Origin of the sequence: Skermanella mucosa (assembly GCF_016765655.2) — a bacterium.
GTDB lineage: Bacteria > Pseudomonadota > Alphaproteobacteria > Azospirillales > Azospirillaceae > Skermanella > Skermanella mucosa.
Genome location: NZ_CP086106.1, coordinates 5,580,167 through 5,596,324 on the forward strand (window position 1 = coordinate 5,580,167; position 16,158 = coordinate 5,596,324).

Here is a 16,158-nt window from a genome sequence, read left to right on the forward strand (position 1 = left end):
CTGTTAGGATGCCCTCACGGCCCGCCGTACCGGAATCAAGCGCGAGACCTCCCATGGACAAGAGCACCCCCCAGGCCATCCACCTGAAGGATTATGCCCCGCCGCCCTACCTGATCGACACCGTCGATCTGGCCTTCGACCTGGGCGAGGAGGTGACGCGGGTCCGCTCCACGCTGGCGCTGCGGGCCAATCCCGATGCCGCCTCCCCGGCCGGCCCGCTGGTGCTGGATGGGCAGGATATGCGCTTGGTCTCGGTGGCGCTCGACGGGCGGACGCTGGACCCGTCGGAATACTCGGTCGGGCCGGAGAGCCTGACCATCCCCAACCCGCCGGACTCCTTCTCCCTTGAGGTGGTGACCGAGCTCAAGCCGCAGGAAAACACCTCCCTGTCCGGCCTGTACCGGACCAGCGGCAATTTCTGCACCCAATGCGAGGCCGAGGGCTTCCGCAAGATAACCTATTTCCTCGACCGTCCCGACGTGATGGCGCGCTACCGGACGACCATCACCGCCGATGCCCTGAAATATCCGGTCATGCTGTCCAACGGCAACCTGGTCGCGTCCTCGAAAATGGAAGGGGACGGCCGCCACACCGTCACCTGGGAGGACCCCTTCGCCAAGCCCTCCTACCTGTTCGCCCTGGTCGCCGGCGTGCTGGTCCATGTGGAGGACAGCTACGTCACCCGCTACGGCCGGACCGTGACCCTGCGGATCTATGTGGAGCCGGGCAACCAGGACAAGTGCGACCACGCCATGACCTCGCTGAAGAAGTCGATGGCCTGGGACGAGGAGGTGTTCGGGCTGGAATACGACCTGGACATCTTCATGATCGTCGCGGTCGGCGACTTCAACATGGGCGCCATGGAGAACAAGGGTCTCAACGTCTTCAACACCAAGTACGTCCTGGCCAAGCCGGAAACCGCGACCGACACCGATTTCCTGGGCGTCGAGGCGGTGGTGGCGCACGAGTATTTCCACAATTGGACCGGCAACCGGGTGACCTGCCGCGACTGGTTCCAGCTCAGCCTCAAGGAAGGGCTGACCGTGTTCCGCGACCAGGAATTCTCCTCCGACATGCATTCCCGCCCGGTCAAGCGGATCGCCGACGTGCAGCGCCTGCGCGCTGCCCAGTTCCCCGAGGACAGCGGCCCCATGGCGCACCCGGTGCGACCCGACAGCTATATCGAGATCAACAATTTTTACACGACCACGGTCTACGAGAAGGGCGCCGAGGTCGTGCGCATGATCCACACGCTGCTGGGCGCCGAGGGTTTCCGGAAGGGCATGGACCTCTACTTCGAGCGCCACGACGGTCAGGCCGTCACCTGCGACGACTTCGTCGCCGCGATGGAGGACGCCACCGGCAAGGACCTGGGCCAGTTCCGCCGCTGGTACTCCCAGGCCGGAACGCCCGAGTTGGCCGTGACCGGGGAGTACGACGCCGCCGCGCGCACCTACCGCCTGACGGTGCGGCAGTCCTGCCCGCCGACGCCGGGCCAGCCGACCAAGCTGCCGTTCCACATCCCGCTGGCCCTCGGCCTGCTCGACCCGTCGGGCGCCGACATCCCGCTTCGCCTCGCGGGCGAGCCGGGACCCGCTGGCACCTCGCGCGTGCTCGACGTGACCGAGGCAGAACAGGTCTTCGAATTCGCCGACGTGCCGCACCGCCCGGTGCCGTCGCTCCTGCGGGGCTTCTCCGCCCCGGTCAAGCTGCGCGCGCCCTACACCGACGACGACCTGACCTTCCTGATGGCGCATGACGGCGACGCCTTCAACCGCTGGGAGGCGGGCCAGACCCTGGCGACCCGGCTGCTGCTCGACATGGTCGCCGACCGGGCGGAGAACCGGCCGCTCGACCTGTCGCCCGGCTTCATCGACGCCTTCTCCCGGATCCTCAAGGACCCGGACCTCGACCCCGCCTTCGCGGCGCAGGCCCTCACCCTGCCGTCAGAAGGCTATCTCGGGCAGCAGATGCCGGTGATCGACGTGGACGGCATCCACGAGGTGCGGACCTTCGCCAGGCGCGCCATCGCCGGGCGGCTGCGCGACGACCTCCTCGCCACGTACCGCGCGATGGGCGGCAACGAGCCCTTTTCGATCGACGCCGCCGCGATCGGCCGGCGCGCCCTGAAGAACCTGGCGCTGGGATACCTGATGGCGCTGGAGGACGCCGAGGCGGTCGAGCTGTGCGTCGGCCAGTTCCACAACGCCCAGGCCATGACCGACGTGATCGCGGCGCTGGGCCTGCTGTCCGACACCCGCCTGCCCCAGCGCGAGGCGGCGCTCCGGCGCTTCTACGACCTCTGGAAGGACGAGCCGCTGGTGGTGGACAAATGGTTCTCGATCCAGGCCATGTCGGAACGGCCGGAGACGCTGGACGAGGTCACGGCCCTGCTCGGCCACCCCGCCTTCGAGATCCGCAACCCGAACAAGGTCTATGCCCTGATCGGCGGCTTCGCCGGCGGCAACCCGGTGCGCTTCCACGACGCGGGCGGCGGAGGCTACCGGTTCCTGGCCGACCAGGTCCTGGCGCTGAACCGTCTCAACCCGCAGGTGGCGTCGCGCATGGTCAAGATGTTCGCCCGCTGGCGCAAGTACGACCCCCGGCGCCAGGCCCTGATGCGCGCCGAACTGGAACGCATCGTCGCCACCCCCGGCCTGTCCCGCGACGTGTTCGAGATCGCCTCGAAGAGCCTGGAAGCCTCCTGACACCGGGGGCCGGGATTTCCCCGGCCCCTATCTCACCCTCGAGAAACGGGGTCAGCGAGAAACGGGGTCAGAGTGATTTTCCTGCCGATGATCGTTCAAGCTCTTGAATATGCCGGCCCATCATGCATTGTTGGTCCGGAAATGCGTCCTCGGAGGCGACAAGGGTCTGGTGGCCCTCCTGGTCTTCAAAACCAGCGGCACGCCCCAAGCGTGCGGTGGGTTCGATTCCCATCCGCCTCCGCCATTCCCCGCCGCACCGGCACGGGGGGCATGCACCTTTGCCATAGAGCCTGGTACTCGGAAGGCCTATGTGACAAAAACAAGTCATTCGATCGGGCTCACCTAAAGAACTGAACCTTCCCCGAACGAGTTTGTTAGGAAGAGGGTGTGGCATAGCTTTCGGGCACGTTTGGAATGTATTCTGAGCTTATGAAAAAACCCGGTCAATCGACCACGGTCGGCGCGGCCGACCGCAAGCTCGTGTGGGTGCCCAACGTCCCCACTCCCGTCGTCCTGGTCGAGCTTTTCGAAGGATGGGCGCTGGTCGAGGACCCGTCCGGCCAGGTCCACGCCGTCGATGCGGATCAGGTCGAATACGCCGAACCGGCCTGATCCGCTCTCCGAATGTTTGGCTGCCCCTCCCCGCCGTTCAGTCCCAGCGCCGGTTGACCTGCGCCGTCGCCAGCCGCAATCCCTCCTTCGCCTCCGCGCTGCCGTAGACGTCGGCGAGGCGGCGGAAGGCGGTCTCCGCCTCGGCGAAGCGGTTGCTCTTGTAGAGGCTCCACGCCTCGACCATGGCAAGCGACCGGTCCTCCGGGACGAGGCGCTTGACCTGGGCGGCCAGCCGTAGCGTCTCGCCGTAATTCCCCCGGTTGAACGCGGCCAGGGCGTCCTGGCTCAGGATGCCCGCCTCGATCCGGGCGGATTTCTCGGGCGCCACCGCATGGGCCTCTACCACCGCGCGGGCCTCGCGCGACAGGCCCTGGGCGTTCTTCGCCAGCGCCAAGCCCTGCGCCGCGTCGGACGCGCGGGCCGGGTCGGAGCCGGCCTGCTTCAGGGCAGCCTCGAAGGCGCGGGCCGCCTCGGCATGCCGGTTCAGCTTCATCAGGGTCCAGCCGCGCAGGCTCTGGCCGGTCGCCGCCTCCGGGCCGCGGCCGGATTCGGTCAGGCTCAGCACGGCCGCGTAGTCGCCCGCCTTGAAGGCCGCCGCGGCGGCGGAACCGCCCCCGCCTTCCAGGACCTGCTTCAGCTTCGGCGCCTTGCCGGCCCAGGCCGCGGCGAGCGTCCGGGCCTCCTCGGCGCGGCCGAGCTTCTGGTAGGTATAGACCAGCCCTTCAGCCGCCTTGGCCCCGTCCTTGCCCGAAGGTTTCCAGTCCAGCGCCGTCTTGAACCAGGTTCCGGCCTCGTCCCATCTCTTCGCGTTGAAATGATGCCAGCCGATCGCCTGGGCGGCGCGCGCATCGCGCCGGTCGCGGGCCGTCCTGCCGATCCAGTCCAGTTCGGCCGCGTCCGAGCGCCCCTTGGCCAGCCGGCCCAGCGCCTCGCCCAGCCTGTCCTGTGCCGCCGCCCTCCGGGCGCCGTCACCGCCGGCTCCGCCGAAATCCTTCTGGATGGCAGCGAAGCGGACCTGCTGCTCGGCCGATTTCGGCAGTTCCGCCTCCTGCTCGATCAGCGCCTTCAAGGCCGCCGTGTCCCGGTTGGCGAGCGCCTTCTGAAGGGTGGACAGGCGCAGGTCGGCGGTCGGGCACGTCGCCATGGCATTGCCGTAGGTGACATAGGCCGCCTTGGCGTCGCCGGCCTTGAACTGGGCCTGCGCCAAGTCCCACAGGTTCTCGACGTGGCGGCAGGTGAACAGCCCGGGCTTGCCGGCGGCCAGCTCCACGATGGCGCCCCAGTCGCCGGCACCGCTCGCGGCCGCGACCGCGTCGCGGGTCCGCCGGGCGTCCACCAACTCGGTCAGGCGGGCCGGCGGCGTCCAGCCGGGATTGAGGCTGCGCAGGATCGCCGTCTCGCGGTCCACCGCCGGCAGATCGCCGCGCTCCCAGCTGGCCCACAGCCCGCGCTCGTCGACCGCCGCCGCCTTCGGCGCGAACAGGTCGGTCGGCGGCGACCAGCCCGGATGCAGCGCCTTCAGGCGGCGGATCTCGTCGTCCACCCGCTGGTAGTCGAAGCGCGTGGCATAGGCCCGCAGCAGCGAAACGTCCACGTCGGCGCCGGCTTCCGGCCCCGGGAGCGACCCGTCGGCGGGGCCGGCGCGCTCTACCGTCAGGTCGACGGTGACGCCCTGGCGCATGGCGCGGTAGCGGTTGTCCAGCTGGGCCTCGGCCGAGGCGGGAAAGACGGCGGGAGCGGCGGCCAGCAGCAATGCCGCGAGGGCGGACGCGGTGCGCGGAGCAAGGTAGCTCATCACATGAACCTTTCGGAGAAAGCGATTTTCGTGAGCAGAATGAGGGTGGCGGAGTAATAGTCGTCGGCCTCGCCGAGGCTCGGCAGCATGGGCAGCGCCTCGCCGCGGAACCGGGTCAGCACGCTCACCGCCCGGCCGCCGCCGGACAGGCCGTAGGGCGCCTTGGCGTTGGTGGCGAGATCCACCGTCGCCGGGATGAAGGGGGCGCCGTCATGGCCGCTCCACCAGGAGGCGACCGGCCGGTTCAGCGCGTCGGCGTCGTCCAGGCCGCCCCAGATCGCGTAGAGCGGCACGCGGATCGCGTTGAAGCCGAAGACGGTCTCGAACCCCGCCGGAAGTCGCAGCTCCGTGCCGGCCAGCTCGACCCAGTCGGGCGGCAGACCGGCCTCGCCGAAGCGGGCCCGCCGGATCAGTGTCCGGCCGCTGTCCGACACGGCGCGCCACAGGTCCCGGTCATGGCGGCGGGCGAACGCTTCGAGCGCCGGGAAGACCCAGTAGGACGGGTTGAGCACCACCGACCCGTCCCGCACGAACCCCTCCGGGCCGGGCAGCAGGACCTTGCCGAGGGAGGTCTCGACGACCATCCGGTCCCGGACGTCGTCCAGGATCGCCAGCGCCGCTGCGGCGTAGCCCTCGTCGTTCCACAGGTCGGCCGCCCGCAGCAGGCCCCAGGCGATCAGGATGTCGCCGTCGGACGCGCTGTTCAAGTCGGTCGCCGAGGCCGGTCCCGGCTCCCATTTCCAGGCGAACAGGTGGTCGCCGCGGACCTGCAGGTTCGCCGCCGTCCACCGCCACAGCCGGTCGAAGGTGGCCCGGTCGCCGTAGGCGGCCGCCATGACCATGCCGTAGCCCTGGCCCTCGCTGTGGCTGATGCCCTTGTTGCCGGTATCGGACACCCGCCCTTCCGGCAGGACGAAGCGGGTCGCGAAGGCCTGCCACTCGGACCGGTGGAGGGGAGAACCGGCGGACGCGGCGCCGGCGCTCCCGAGGGCGGCGCCCAGCAGCGCCAGGATGAGAAGGATCTTCCGCATGGTTCAGGAGTCCTGCCGCCTGTTCAGCGCGACCTGGGTCAGGACGGTCATCACCAGCAGACCGGCCAGCGCCAGGAAGATCCAGGCTACCGGATTGCGGGCGAACAGGGCATTGACGAACAGGATGCGCTGGCGCCAATCGTCCGGGAGGGTGCCGACGCGGTAGCTCTCCTCGGCCGCCCAGGACTGCATCGCCAGGGTGCCGGGGTTCCAGGCGACGGTGCCGCCCGACAGCCGGTCCCACAGGGCCGGCCGGACCAGCGCCGCGATACCTTCCTCCACCACCTCGCTGGACGCTGCGGTGATCAGGGTCACGGTCCCCTCCGACCGCAGCGGGTTCTCGAACGCGGTCATCAGCGCGCTGCCCTCGTCGATCGCGGACAGGCTCGGCGCGGCCCGTCCGTAGCGGTCAGGCCACAGGGTCTCGCGGAATTCCCGTGACATCTCGGCGGTCCAGTCGATCGCCTGCTCCACCATCCGGAACTCGGCCATGGAGGCGGTCATGGTGGCCCCGCGGGAGGCCCCCGGGGAAGCGATGACCGGGGCGGCGCCCGGGCCGGAGGAAAGCCCCGGAAAGAACGGCGCTCCCGGTTCGAACGGTGCGGGCGCGGGGCGCAGGGCGTCGCGGACGGAGCCGGCGACCGTAGGCAGGCCCGACGCGATCCGACCGTCGAGGCCGCCGGCCGGGCCGACCATCAGCACGTCGCCCCCGTACCGGGAGGTCGATCCGATGGTGAAGTTGTCGATCGGATGGCCCGCCGTCCGGGCCAGCTTGGCCAGCAGCGTCCAGGCGCCGCCGATGGTGCCGTCGTCGTCGGCGGTCAGCACCACGTCGAAATCCCGGCGCGGGCCGGAACGGGTATCCGAAACCCCGGTATAGGGGAAGCCGCCCGACGCGAAGAGCTGCAGGTCCGGCAGCGAGGCCACCCGCGGCATGTCCGGGATGGTGACCACCGACTCGCCGGAGATCGCGACGCTCCTGCCGGCGCCGGGGCGGACCAGGCAGCCGGAGGCGTCGTCGCTGCCGATCATCGGTTCGAAGGCGATCGTGTTGGTGCCCGGCCGCAGCCGGTCGATCGGCAGCAGGACCCGCTGCTTGGCGGCGGTGGCGCCGTTCGGGTCGTTCAGGGCGACCATGGAGGCGTAGCGGCCGTTGACCAGCACGTTCACGACGGAGTTGGGCGACAGGTTCGGCGCGTAGGAATAGTCCAGCTCCAGCAGGATCTTGCGTCCGCCGGCCGGCAGCGTGTCGGCCGGCAGGTTCAGCTCCAGGCCGGTGCGCGCCTCGGTGCCGTTGCTGATCCCGCCCGAGACGGCCTGGAGTTCCCGGAACCGATAGCTGCGGCCGGGCTCCTGCAGCGGACGGGTCCGCCGCTCGGGCCGCCGCACCGCTCCGGCTTCCCAGTCCGCCGAGGCGGGCAGGATCGCCGACGGATCGGCGAACGCGCTTGCCGCCGCCAGGACCTCGGCATCGTTCCGCCCGGTGACGATCAGCAGCGGACCGGCTCCCGGCATGCCGCGCAGGGCGACATGGGGTCCGGCGACCATGTCCAGGTCGCCGATGCCGCCCATCTCCAGGTCGCCGAAGGCGGCCACCAGGCCGCGCAGCGCCTCGACGGTGCCGATCAGCACCTTGCCGTCGCGGCCCGTCAGCGTCCCGGCTTCCGCCGTCCGGTGGCGCACCGCGATGCCGCTGTCCGGCATCCGCAGGGAGAAGCCCTGGGCGACCAGGGCACCGGCCTTCAGCGTGGCCCCGGTCCGTCCGGCGGGGGTCAGCAGCTCGATCCGCTCGGCGCCCGCACCGAAGAAGGAGGCCGGGTCGGCCAGCCCGGCAAGGGTGCGGTCGCGCCCGTCATGGAGCGTCTCCAGCGCGATGTAGGAGTTGGCCGGGTCGAGCCGGGTCCACAGCGCCGCCGAGCTGTCTGCGTCGCACCCGCGGCTGTTCTCCTGCTGGACCCACAGGGACAGCTGGTTCTGCCCGGGCACCAGGAGTTCCGGCGGCAGGACGATGTCGGCCCGCAGCGCGTCATCACCGCCGGTCAGCGGCAGCTGGGCGATGCCCTGCTGGTTCAGGTAGACCCACATCCTGGAGCGTTCGGACACGACGGCGTCGGCCGTCTGGTAGACCAGCCGCAGCCGGGCGTCGCGCACGTCGGTGCCGGCCTCGACCGGCACGCGGAACTGGAGCTGGCCGGCCTGGCCGCGCAGTTCGAGCTGGCCGCCCTGGTGGTCCACCGCCCGCAGCGGGATCACCCTCAGGTCGGTGCCGGCCGGCTCGGCGGCGGTGGCGACCACGGGCGCGGCCGGGATATCTGCGGCCCCGGCGGCGGCCCCGGCGGTCTGACACAGGACGGCGCCCAGACCGATCATCAGGGCCATCTTGGCGGTGTACAGTCTGTTCACCATGATCTCGTTCCTCTGGAGATACGTCCCCGGGGCGCTCGGCCCCGGGAATATTCGGCTGCTCAGCGGCCGATCGGCTGTTCGAAGGAGGCGGCGCCCAGGGCCGCGGCCCGCCGGCCCGAGGGACGCAGGGCACCGGCCATCGCCAGCGAGCGCTTGAGGCCGCGCAGGAACAGGCCCGCCACGCCCACCAGGATCGGCACCCGCTTCCGGCGGCCCTCCTGGAACGCGACCCAAACCGCGCTGTCGCCGTAGCACAGGCGGACCAGGTCGCCGTCGTCCTCGGCATCGCGCGGCATGTAGCGGACGTCCAGGATCAGGCCGCGTCCCGCCGCCGGCGCGCTGGCCTCGACCACCACGGGAATGCTGCTCAGGTCGTCACGGCCCGGCACGACGAGCTGCACCGCCGCCTTGCCGCCGGCGAGCGCCAGCGCATGGGCATGGATCCCCTCGACCAGGATGCGGCCTGTCTCGATCGTGGTCTCGACCAGGGTCGCGCGGACGGCGCCCTCGGGGGTGATCAGGTTCAGCGGCTTGGACCGGGGGATGGCGCCGGCCACCTGGTGGCGGGCCCGCTCGTACATGACGCCGAAGGCGCCGGTCGCCAGCACGATGTTGACCAGGTGCCAGACCATCACGATCATCAGGTGCTCCCGCTCCAGCGGGAAATGGATCCAGCGGTAGACGCCGATCGCGGTGGTGCCGAGCAGGATCGCCAGGATCACGGCGAACGGCTTGGCCAGCTGCGAAACATAGTGCTGGTCCACCGTCTCGGCCTTGGGCGTCACCTTGAAGGTCGGCTTCCGGGGATTGACCAGGACCGAGAGCAGGGCGCCGAAGGTGAACACCGCCTGGAGCAGCTCGTAGAGGTCGGAGACGAAGGGCCGGCGATGCCTGCCGAACAGGTAGTTGCTCATGGTCAGCGAGCAGACCACGTGGAAGACCGCGAAGGCGTAGAATTCCTCCAGGTTCGCCTCGAACACCTTGAGGCCGAAGACCAGGTAGAACAGCGGCGCCACCAGGAAGACCAGCCGGGCGAACGGGAACAGCCAGAAGGTCGAGCTGCTGAGATAGCAAAGGCGCTGGGCCAGCGTCAGGCCCCGCTTGAAGGCAGGGTTCTTCAGCAGCAGGATCTGGAACATGCCCTGGGCCCAGCGGGTCCGCTGCACGACGAAGGACGAGAAGGTCTCGGGCGACAGGCCGGCCACCATCGGGCGGTCGACATAGACGCTCTTATAGCCCTTTGCGTGCAGGTCCAGCGCCGTCTCGGCGTCCTCGGTGATCGAGGTGCCGGCGATGCCGCCGACCGACATCAGGTGCGTCCGCCGAAGCACGGCGGCCGAGCCGCAGAAGAAGGACGCGTTCCAGCTGTCCAGGCCCTTCTGGATCACGCCGTAGAACATCTCGTTCTCGCCGGGCTCGGAGCCGAAGGTGCCGAGATTGTGCTCGACCGGGTCGGGATTGATGAAGAAGTGCGGCGTCTGCACCAGGAACAGGTCCGGGTCCTTCAGGAAATGCCCGACCGTGCGCTGCAGGATGTCCTGGGTCGGCACGTGGTCGGCGTCCAGGATCAGGATCAGGTCGCCCGACGTATGGGCCAGCGCCGCGTTGATGTTGCCGGCCTTGGCCGAGTTGTTGCGCTCCCGGGTCAGGTAGTTGACGCCCAGCTCGGCGCACAGGGCCTTCAGGGTCTCGTGGCGGTCCAGCGCCTCGGCCGCCTTGCGCGGGTCCGCGTCGGAGCGCTTCTGCACGGTGCCGCCGTCGTCCAGCAGGTGGATCGCCAGCTTTTCCGCCGGATAGGCCACCTGGGTCGCCGCCATCAGAGTGACGCGCAGCAGCTCCGGATCCTCGTTGTAGCTCGGCACCAGGATATCGACGGTCGGCAGCAGGTCCGGGTCCTGCGGCAGCGGCACGTCGGCCCGGTCCTTCGGACGGACATTGACGAACAGGCCGAGCATGTAGACGACCATGCCCTGCAGTTCGGCCAGGTACAGCAGCAGGCCGGCGACGAAGCCGGAGCTGTCGACCGGCGGGATCGTGTAGAGCGTGCGCCAGGTGAAGTAGCGGATCGACACGAAGGCGACCAGGAGGATCAGCAGCACGCGGATCGCCCCGGTCGGCTTGAAGAGGTGCAGCACGGCCAGCCCGGCCAGCGCCGCGGCGCCGAGCAGGTACTGGCCTTCGAGCCCGACGTCCTGGGCGGCGAACCAGACCAGGGCTGCGGCGTGGACGGTCCACAGCAAGGTCAGGAAAAGCGGCGTGCGCCGGTGCGGCGCGGGCGCCCGGCGGACGGCGCCCGTTCCGTTTCCGGCGGGCCTTGTCTTCTCGGCCGGCGCCGCAGTGGAGATGAGATGGTTCATGTCAGGTGTCCCGGCTCACAGGTCGAGGCGAAGGGAATCGAAGGCCGCGATCAGTTCGGCCGGCTGGGCCCGGGCGTCGCATACCCGCATCTGGATGCCGGCGCGGCGCGGCGCCCCGCCGCCGGCCTGGCTCAGGTCGGTGCCGTCGAGCACCTGCCAGGCCAGGACGCATTTCGCCTGCCCCGGATAATCCGCCGAGACGTAGCCGTAGAGCCCGTAGCCGTTCTTGCGGATCTGCGGTTCCCCCTGGAGGACGGCGCGCGGCAGCATCTCGCCGATCAGGCGGTTCAGCGACGCGGGTTCCATGGCGTAGCGGCCGACCTTGGCGGCATGCACGTCGGCCTGGAAAATGCTGGCCGGACCGTGGTCGAAGGCCACGACCAGTTCGTTGTCCCCTGGCACCGCCGTGTTGTTCGGGAGCGTAAGCGTCTGGACCAGTTCGCCCTGGGACGTCCGGAGCTCGCGGGCCGCCAGGGGTTCGGCGGCATCCGGGGCGGCCAGCGCCACCCGGGCGCGGCCCGGCTCGACCGGCACCCACCGGCCGATGTCACCGGAAACCGCGGCGGCCGGATAAGGATCGGACGTGGTGACGCAGGCGGAAGTCAGCAGGGCGGCGGCGACGGCCGAAGCCCTGGCGATGCGATGGAGGATTGGGGTCACGAGACGCTCCTGGGGAACTTGGGCTGGCTGGCGCCGATCGCCTGGGACAGGTCGGCTACGGCCTTGCCGAGCCGGTCGAGTTGCCCGTCGATCCGGGCTTCGTGGGAGTTCTGGGCGGGCGGCTGGTCCCGGATCACCATGGCGCGCATGAGATCGAGAAGCTGCTTTTCGCGGCTGTCGAGGAACTGCAGGAACAGCTTCGTCGTTTCCAGCGCGCTGTCATGGTGCGGGGCCGGCTGGGCCGTTGCCGGCGCCGGAGTCTCCGCCTCGGACCGGGCGCGGGGCGGATCGGCGGCCGAGTCCGGCTCGGGCTTCCGCATGTCGGCCGGGACCGCGGGCTCGCCGACCGCCGCCATCGCCTCGATCGACAGACGATGGTACTCGGCGCGGAAGTCGGCCCCGCGCTCGCGCGCCCGGCTGATAGCCCGGGCGAGACCGGACTTGTTTGGGCCGGATCGGACAGGACCGGGCTGGTGCGGGATCTGGGCCAGGCCGGCGGGCTGGTGGACGGCGATGCGGCGGTTGACCGCATCGAGCGCCTGGTCCAGCAGCAGGGACTCTTTCGTGGAGGAAACGGTCCGGGATTCGGTCGACATCGGATACTCCGTTACGAGTTCTGTTCGCCGCCCTCCAGGGCGGCCCGGCGCTGCGCCAGGGCGGGTCCGTGGCGCCAGGCGAAGATCGCGGCCTCGGTGCGGTTGCGGCATTGCAGCCGCGCCAGCAGCTGGCGCACCAGGAGCTTGGTGGTCGGCAGGGTGGCGCCGATCGCGCCGGAGATCTCTTCGTCGGTCATGCCCTGCTCCAGCAGCGGCAGCAGTGCCAGGTGCGATGCTCCCAGCGTGTCCAGCAGGCTCAGCCGGTGCTGGTCGGCGGCCATGACCGAGATCATGGCCGGGGCGACGATCGCGTAGCCGGCGGCGGCCAGGTTCAGCTTGGCGCGCAGATCGTCGGCCGAACCGCTCCAGACCAGCCAGCCGTCGAGCAGGGTGACGAACTCGCGCACCCGGCCGAGCTGGCTCGGCATGAAGACCCCCAGCGTGTGGATGCCGCGCATCAACCCCGCATTGCCGCTCGAAATGATGTCCTGGAGCCGGTCGAGGGAACGCACGCTCAGCAGCAGCGTCTCCGAACTCCAGCGAAGCGATTCCAGATCCTGCAGCCCGTCGATCCGGCGGACCCTGAAACCGATGACCTCGGTCAGGGCCGGCTGGACCTGGGGCAGCGCCGTCAGGCAGCGCTTGAACGCCGCGAAATTCTTGCCGGTCTGACCGTCCGAATTCGGACGAAGTCCGGGCGTGGCGGCGCCGCGGGCCGCAGATGACAGATTTGGCAATCTACTGTCCTTTGATTTGCTGTAGTACCGACGGGCCGGCGGATATTCGCTGCGCGACCCCGTGCAATGTTGCTGGCAGGCTGTTCGTCTCGTCCTGTACTCGCCGATCGAACGGTATGATCTCCTATCCGTTCGCACTGTCTTTGTAACAGCTCTAACCCGAAAATGCGGGGAGAACATGAATAATTTTAATTATTTTTTAAGCTAACCCGCGAGCTAGTTGCAGGTGCCATGGATTCTCTCGAAAGGGGTACGATCCTGCACGGAGTGGTGGCACTGCCCGGAGCGCGTTCCGGTCGGACCATGGTTGTCCGGCGCGAAAACTACCTGCTCAACCAGGCGAGGCTTCCCTGGTCGGGTTTGCACTCCTTCATCGTCATGACCGGATTGTGATCCGGTCATCCGTTGCAGGCTTCATCAAAGCCTTCGTGCCTTGAGATCCGCGGGTCAAGCCCGCGGATGACGAACCGAAGGAGGAACGACCCGCCGGGAAGGCTCCCGACGGCTGATCGGCTGCAACCGTGCCGGACCGCCGCGGACCCGATCCACCCGTCCCGTCCACACCGGCCCGACCGGAAACAGGATCAGGCGCGCAGCGCCGCGACCAGGGGCTCGGCGCCGTCGAGGCTGCCGTCGGGCCGGAGCATCAGGCGCAGGCCGGAACCGCGCGGCTGGGCATCGCCGGACAGGGTGACGACGCCGAGCAGCGGCTTGTCCGCAAGGGTGGAGAGCTCGGCCCATCCGACAGGCTCCGGTCCGGGATCGAACCAGAGCACGGCCCTCACCGGCCTGGTCACGGCCAAGTGGCGGATGAAAGGGCCGTGAAAGCCGGCAGCCAGGATATTGCCCAGCGTATACCCGGCTGGCCGGGCGGGAGACCGGCCGGATTCGGCGACCTGCCCGGTCCGCACCGGGCAGAGCGACGCTCCGCCGCCCAGCGTGAGCGAGATCCGTTCCTCCAGCCCCGGGGGAGCGTCGCCGGACAGGACCAGCAGCACCATCGGCCTGCCCTGGTCGTACTGTCGGCGGTCATCGAGGTTGGCGAAGGGATCGATGACCGGGCGGTCGCGATAGCCGCGCCGGATCGTACGGCGCACTCCGGCATCCTCGAACACTTCCCGGTTGCGTCGGTAGATGTTGTCGAACAGCTTGGCGTGCCGCTTGCGCGCCCGGTTCATGAAGGCGGCGGGGTGCCGGTGATAGTTGACCAGCGGCTCGGGGATCACCTCGCCGCGATGCCCTTCGGCCCCCAGCCGCAGCCAGAACTCCCAGTCCTCGTAGCCTTCGCGCATGGCCGCGCAGAAGCCGCCGCCCGAAAGCCCGACCTCGCGGCGGAACACCGCGGATATGCTGACATGGTTGTAGTAGCGCAGGCGGTCGATATCGAGCGATTCGGACTTCCAGATCCGCTCCTCGCTGCCGGTCACCCGCAGCCAGGAATAGGCCAGCGACACGCCGGCATTGCCCTCCATCAGGAGGACGCATTTCTCCAGGTATGTGGGCTCCATCGTGTCGTCTGCGTCGAGGCAGCAGACATAGAGCCCGCGGGCAAGTCGCAATCCGGCATTGCGGGCGGCCGGCGCGCCCTGGTTCTCCTGCCTCACCAGGGTGACGTCACCGGAGTCCTCCAGCGCCTTCAGCACCTCGTGGGTGACACCGTCGGTCGATCCGTCGTCGACCACGATGATCTCCACGTCGCGCAGGGTCTGGGTCCTCACGCTGGCGATCGCCTCGTCCAGGAAGCGGCCGTAATTGTAGCAGGGGATCACGACCGAAACGAGCGGCTGGCGCTCCTGGCGGCGCACCGGCGGGGCGTCGAGCCATTCCACGGGGGCGGCCAGCGGCTCGCGCGGCGGGAACAGCACCGTCCGCACGGTTTCCTTCAAACCCTTCGGGATCATCAGGACGAGTTGCTGGAGAACCAGCAGCCGCGTGACGGCGAAGCTCATGCCGGCCTCCCTCACCTGCCCGCCTCCGCCGTGGCGGGTGCGTCCACGAGGCGGCGGTAGAGGCCGGCGACCCGGTCGCCGATGACGGCCAGGGAAAAACGCGTCTCGACCAGTTCGCGCGCGGCGGCGCCGTAGCGCCGGCGCAACTCGTCGGACGACGCCAGCCGCTCCAGGGCACGGGCCAGGGCCTCCGTGTCGCCCAGCGGCACGGTCAGCCCGTTGACCCCGTCCACGACGACGTCGCGGCAGCCCGGAACGTCGGTCGCGACCATCGGGCGTCCGCACGCCGCCGCCTCCAGAAGGCTGACCGGCAAGCCCTCGCGGCGCGACGGCAGCACGGCGACATGGGCCTTCGCCCAGACCTCCTCGGCGATCCGGTCGACATGGCCGAGCCAGGTGATGCCGGGCTCCCGGTTCCAGGCCTCGAGCTGTTCCTCGGGGATGGCCGTCGGGTTGCGGCCGTCCTGCCGGCCGACCAGCAGCAGTTCCGCGTCCGGCACCGCCGCGCGCACCTTCCGGAACGCTTCGACCAGCGGGGCCAGGCCCTTGTCCTCGATCATGCGCGTGGTGATCGCGATCGTCACCGGTCCGGCGGGGAACGGCAGGACCGGATAGCGGTCGAGATCCAGGCCGGTGCCGCCGATCACATGGATATGGTCGGGCCGGCGGAGCTTCCAGCCCATTAGCACGTCGCGGTCCGTCCCGTTCATGGTCACCAGGTGGACCTCGTGACCCGCGAAGGCGGCCCGCATGCCCAGCATCACCAGCGGCCGCAGCAGCCGTGCCTTCAGGTGGCTGGAGGAGAACAGGTATCCAAGCCCGGCGAAATGGTCGAGGATGCGGATGCCCCCGACCAGCCGGGCGGCCAGGGTGCCGATCAGGATCGGTTTCATGCCGACGCAATGGATCAGGTGGGGCCGCTCCCGCCGCAGGTAGGCGACCAGGGCCGAGGCGATCCGGACGTCGTTCAGGACGTTGAGGCCGGAGCGGTCCAGCCGCAGCGGGACGACCTCGAAGCCCGCCCGCTCGATCCGCGCGCGGTCGGACCCGACATTGCAGATCACCGTGATGCGGTATCCCCGCTCCTTCAGCCGCACGGCGAGGTTCAGCCAGTGCAGGCAGAACCACCAGTCCTCGGACACGAAGAAGACCACCTTCATGGCCTGCGCCGCGGGCCGGGGCGGAACGGCGGGGAGATTGTCGGGTCCGTCGTCTTCAGGCATCGTCGGGCGTCGGCGAACAGTCCTGACATTCATGTTCTGCTCCGGGCGCGCCCGCCGATTTATGGAATTGGTGAAAGTACCGGT

Annotated in this window: 11 protein-coding genes and 1 tRNA gene; 3 read left to right on the plus strand and 9 right to left on the minus strand. The window is 69.6% G+C overall.

All coding sequences use genetic code 11. The features are described 5' to 3' along the window. Window positions 1-53 precede the first annotated feature (53 nt). From pepN to JL100_RS25950, 3 genes are all read left to right on the plus strand, one after another. A complete protein-coding gene (gene pepN, locus JL100_RS25940) occupies window positions 54-2,708 on the plus strand; it encodes an aminopeptidase N (protein WP_202680749.1) in 2,655 nt (884 codons plus the stop codon). A 151-nt stretch (window positions 2,709-2,859) separates the two neighbouring features. After that, window positions 2,860-2,952 (plus strand) — tRNA-Sec (locus JL100_RS25945). Window positions 2,953-3,137: 185 nt separating this feature from the next. Next, window positions 3,138-3,320 carry a hypothetical protein gene (locus tag JL100_RS25950; RefSeq protein ID WP_202680750.1) on the plus strand — a complete coding sequence of 61 codons (183 nt, stop codon included), beginning with the start codon at window positions 3,138-3,140 and terminating at the stop codon, window positions 3,318-3,320. 37 nt (window positions 3,321-3,357) lie between these two features. On the opposite strand, the gene JL100_RS25955 is transcribed toward JL100_RS25950, so the two are convergent. From JL100_RS25955 to JL100_RS25995, 9 genes are all read right to left on the minus strand, one after another. Then, a complete protein-coding gene (locus tag JL100_RS25955; RefSeq protein ID WP_202680751.1) occupies window positions 3,358-5,115 on the minus strand; it encodes a hypothetical protein in 1,758 nt (585 codons plus the stop codon). Beyond that, window positions 5,115-6,146: a glycosyl hydrolase family 8 gene (locus JL100_RS25960; RefSeq protein WP_202680752.1), complete on the minus strand. Its 1,032-nt coding sequence runs from the start codon at window positions 6,144-6,146 to the stop codon at window positions 5,115-5,117. The genes JL100_RS25955 and JL100_RS25960 overlap by 1 nt, the downstream gene beginning before the upstream one ends. Before the next feature lie 3 nt (window positions 6,147-6,149). After that, window positions 6,150-8,552 carry a cellulose biosynthesis cyclic di-GMP-binding regulatory protein BcsB gene (locus JL100_RS25965; protein ID WP_202680753.1) on the minus strand — a complete coding sequence of 801 codons (2,403 nt, stop codon included), beginning with the start codon at window positions 8,550-8,552 and terminating at the stop codon, window positions 6,150-6,152. 59 nt (window positions 8,553-8,611) lie between these two features. After that, a complete protein-coding gene (gene bcsA, locus JL100_RS25970; protein ID WP_202680754.1) occupies window positions 8,612-10,909 on the minus strand; it encodes a UDP-forming cellulose synthase catalytic subunit in 2,298 nt (765 codons plus the stop codon). Between the two features lie 15 nt (window positions 10,910-10,924). Continuing rightward, window positions 10,925-11,569, minus strand: coding sequence for a cellulose biosynthesis protein BcsN (gene bcsN / locus JL100_RS25975; RefSeq protein WP_202680755.1), 645 nt, complete (start codon window positions 11,567-11,569; stop codon window positions 10,925-10,927). Further along, window positions 11,566-12,165 carry a hypothetical protein gene (locus JL100_RS25980; protein WP_202680756.1) on the minus strand — a complete coding sequence of 200 codons (600 nt, stop codon included), beginning with the start codon at window positions 12,163-12,165 and terminating at the stop codon, window positions 11,566-11,568. The genes bcsN and JL100_RS25980 overlap by 4 nt, the downstream gene beginning before the upstream one ends. A gap of 11 nt (window positions 12,166-12,176) precedes the next feature. Then, on the minus strand, window positions 12,177-12,902 hold the full coding sequence (locus tag JL100_RS25985; RefSeq protein ID WP_202680757.1) for a response regulator transcription factor: 726 nt from the start codon (window positions 12,900-12,902) through the stop codon (window positions 12,177-12,179). A gap of 584 nt (window positions 12,903-13,486) precedes the next feature. Next, window positions 13,487-14,851 (minus strand): glycosyltransferase family 2 protein, encoded by a 1,365-nt coding sequence (locus tag JL100_RS25990; RefSeq protein ID WP_202680758.1) that lies wholly within the window; start codon window positions 14,849-14,851, stop codon window positions 13,487-13,489. Between the two features lie 11 nt (window positions 14,852-14,862). Next, a complete protein-coding gene (locus tag JL100_RS25995) occupies window positions 14,863-16,074 on the minus strand; it encodes a glycosyltransferase family 4 protein (RefSeq protein WP_202680759.1) in 1,212 nt (403 codons plus the stop codon). Window positions 16,075-16,158: the final 84 nt, after the last annotated feature.

Coding starts and splice junctions, on each gene's coding strand:
- pepN (WP_202680749.1), top strand. CDS start 54: ATGGACAAGAGCACCCCCCAGGCCATCCACCTGAAGGATTATGCCCCG.
- JL100_RS25950 (WP_202680750.1), top strand. CDS start 3,138: ATGAAAAAACCCGGTCAATCGACCACGGTCGGCGCGGCCGACCGCAAG.
- JL100_RS25955 (WP_202680751.1), bottom strand. CDS start 5,115: ATGAGCTACCTTGCTCCGCGCACCGCGTCCGCCCTCGCGGCATTGCTG.
- JL100_RS25960 (WP_202680752.1), bottom strand. CDS start 6,146: ATGCGGAAGATCCTTCTCATCCTGGCGCTGCTGGGCGCCGCCCTCGGG.
- JL100_RS25965 (WP_202680753.1), bottom strand. CDS start 8,552: ATGGTGAACAGACTGTACACCGCCAAGATGGCCCTGATGATCGGTCTG.
- bcsA (WP_202680754.1), bottom strand. CDS start 10,909: ATGAACCATCTCATCTCCACTGCGGCGCCGGCCGAGAAGACAAGGCCC.
- JL100_RS25980 (WP_202680756.1), bottom strand. CDS start 12,165: ATGTCGACCGAATCCCGGACCGTTTCCTCCACGAAAGAGTCCCTGCTG.
- JL100_RS25990 (WP_202680758.1), bottom strand. CDS start 14,851: ATGAGCTTCGCCGTCACGCGGCTGCTGGTTCTCCAGCAACTCGTCCTG.
- JL100_RS25995 (WP_202680759.1), bottom strand. CDS start 16,074: ATGCCTGAAGACGACGGACCCGACAATCTCCCCGCCGTTCCGCCCCGG.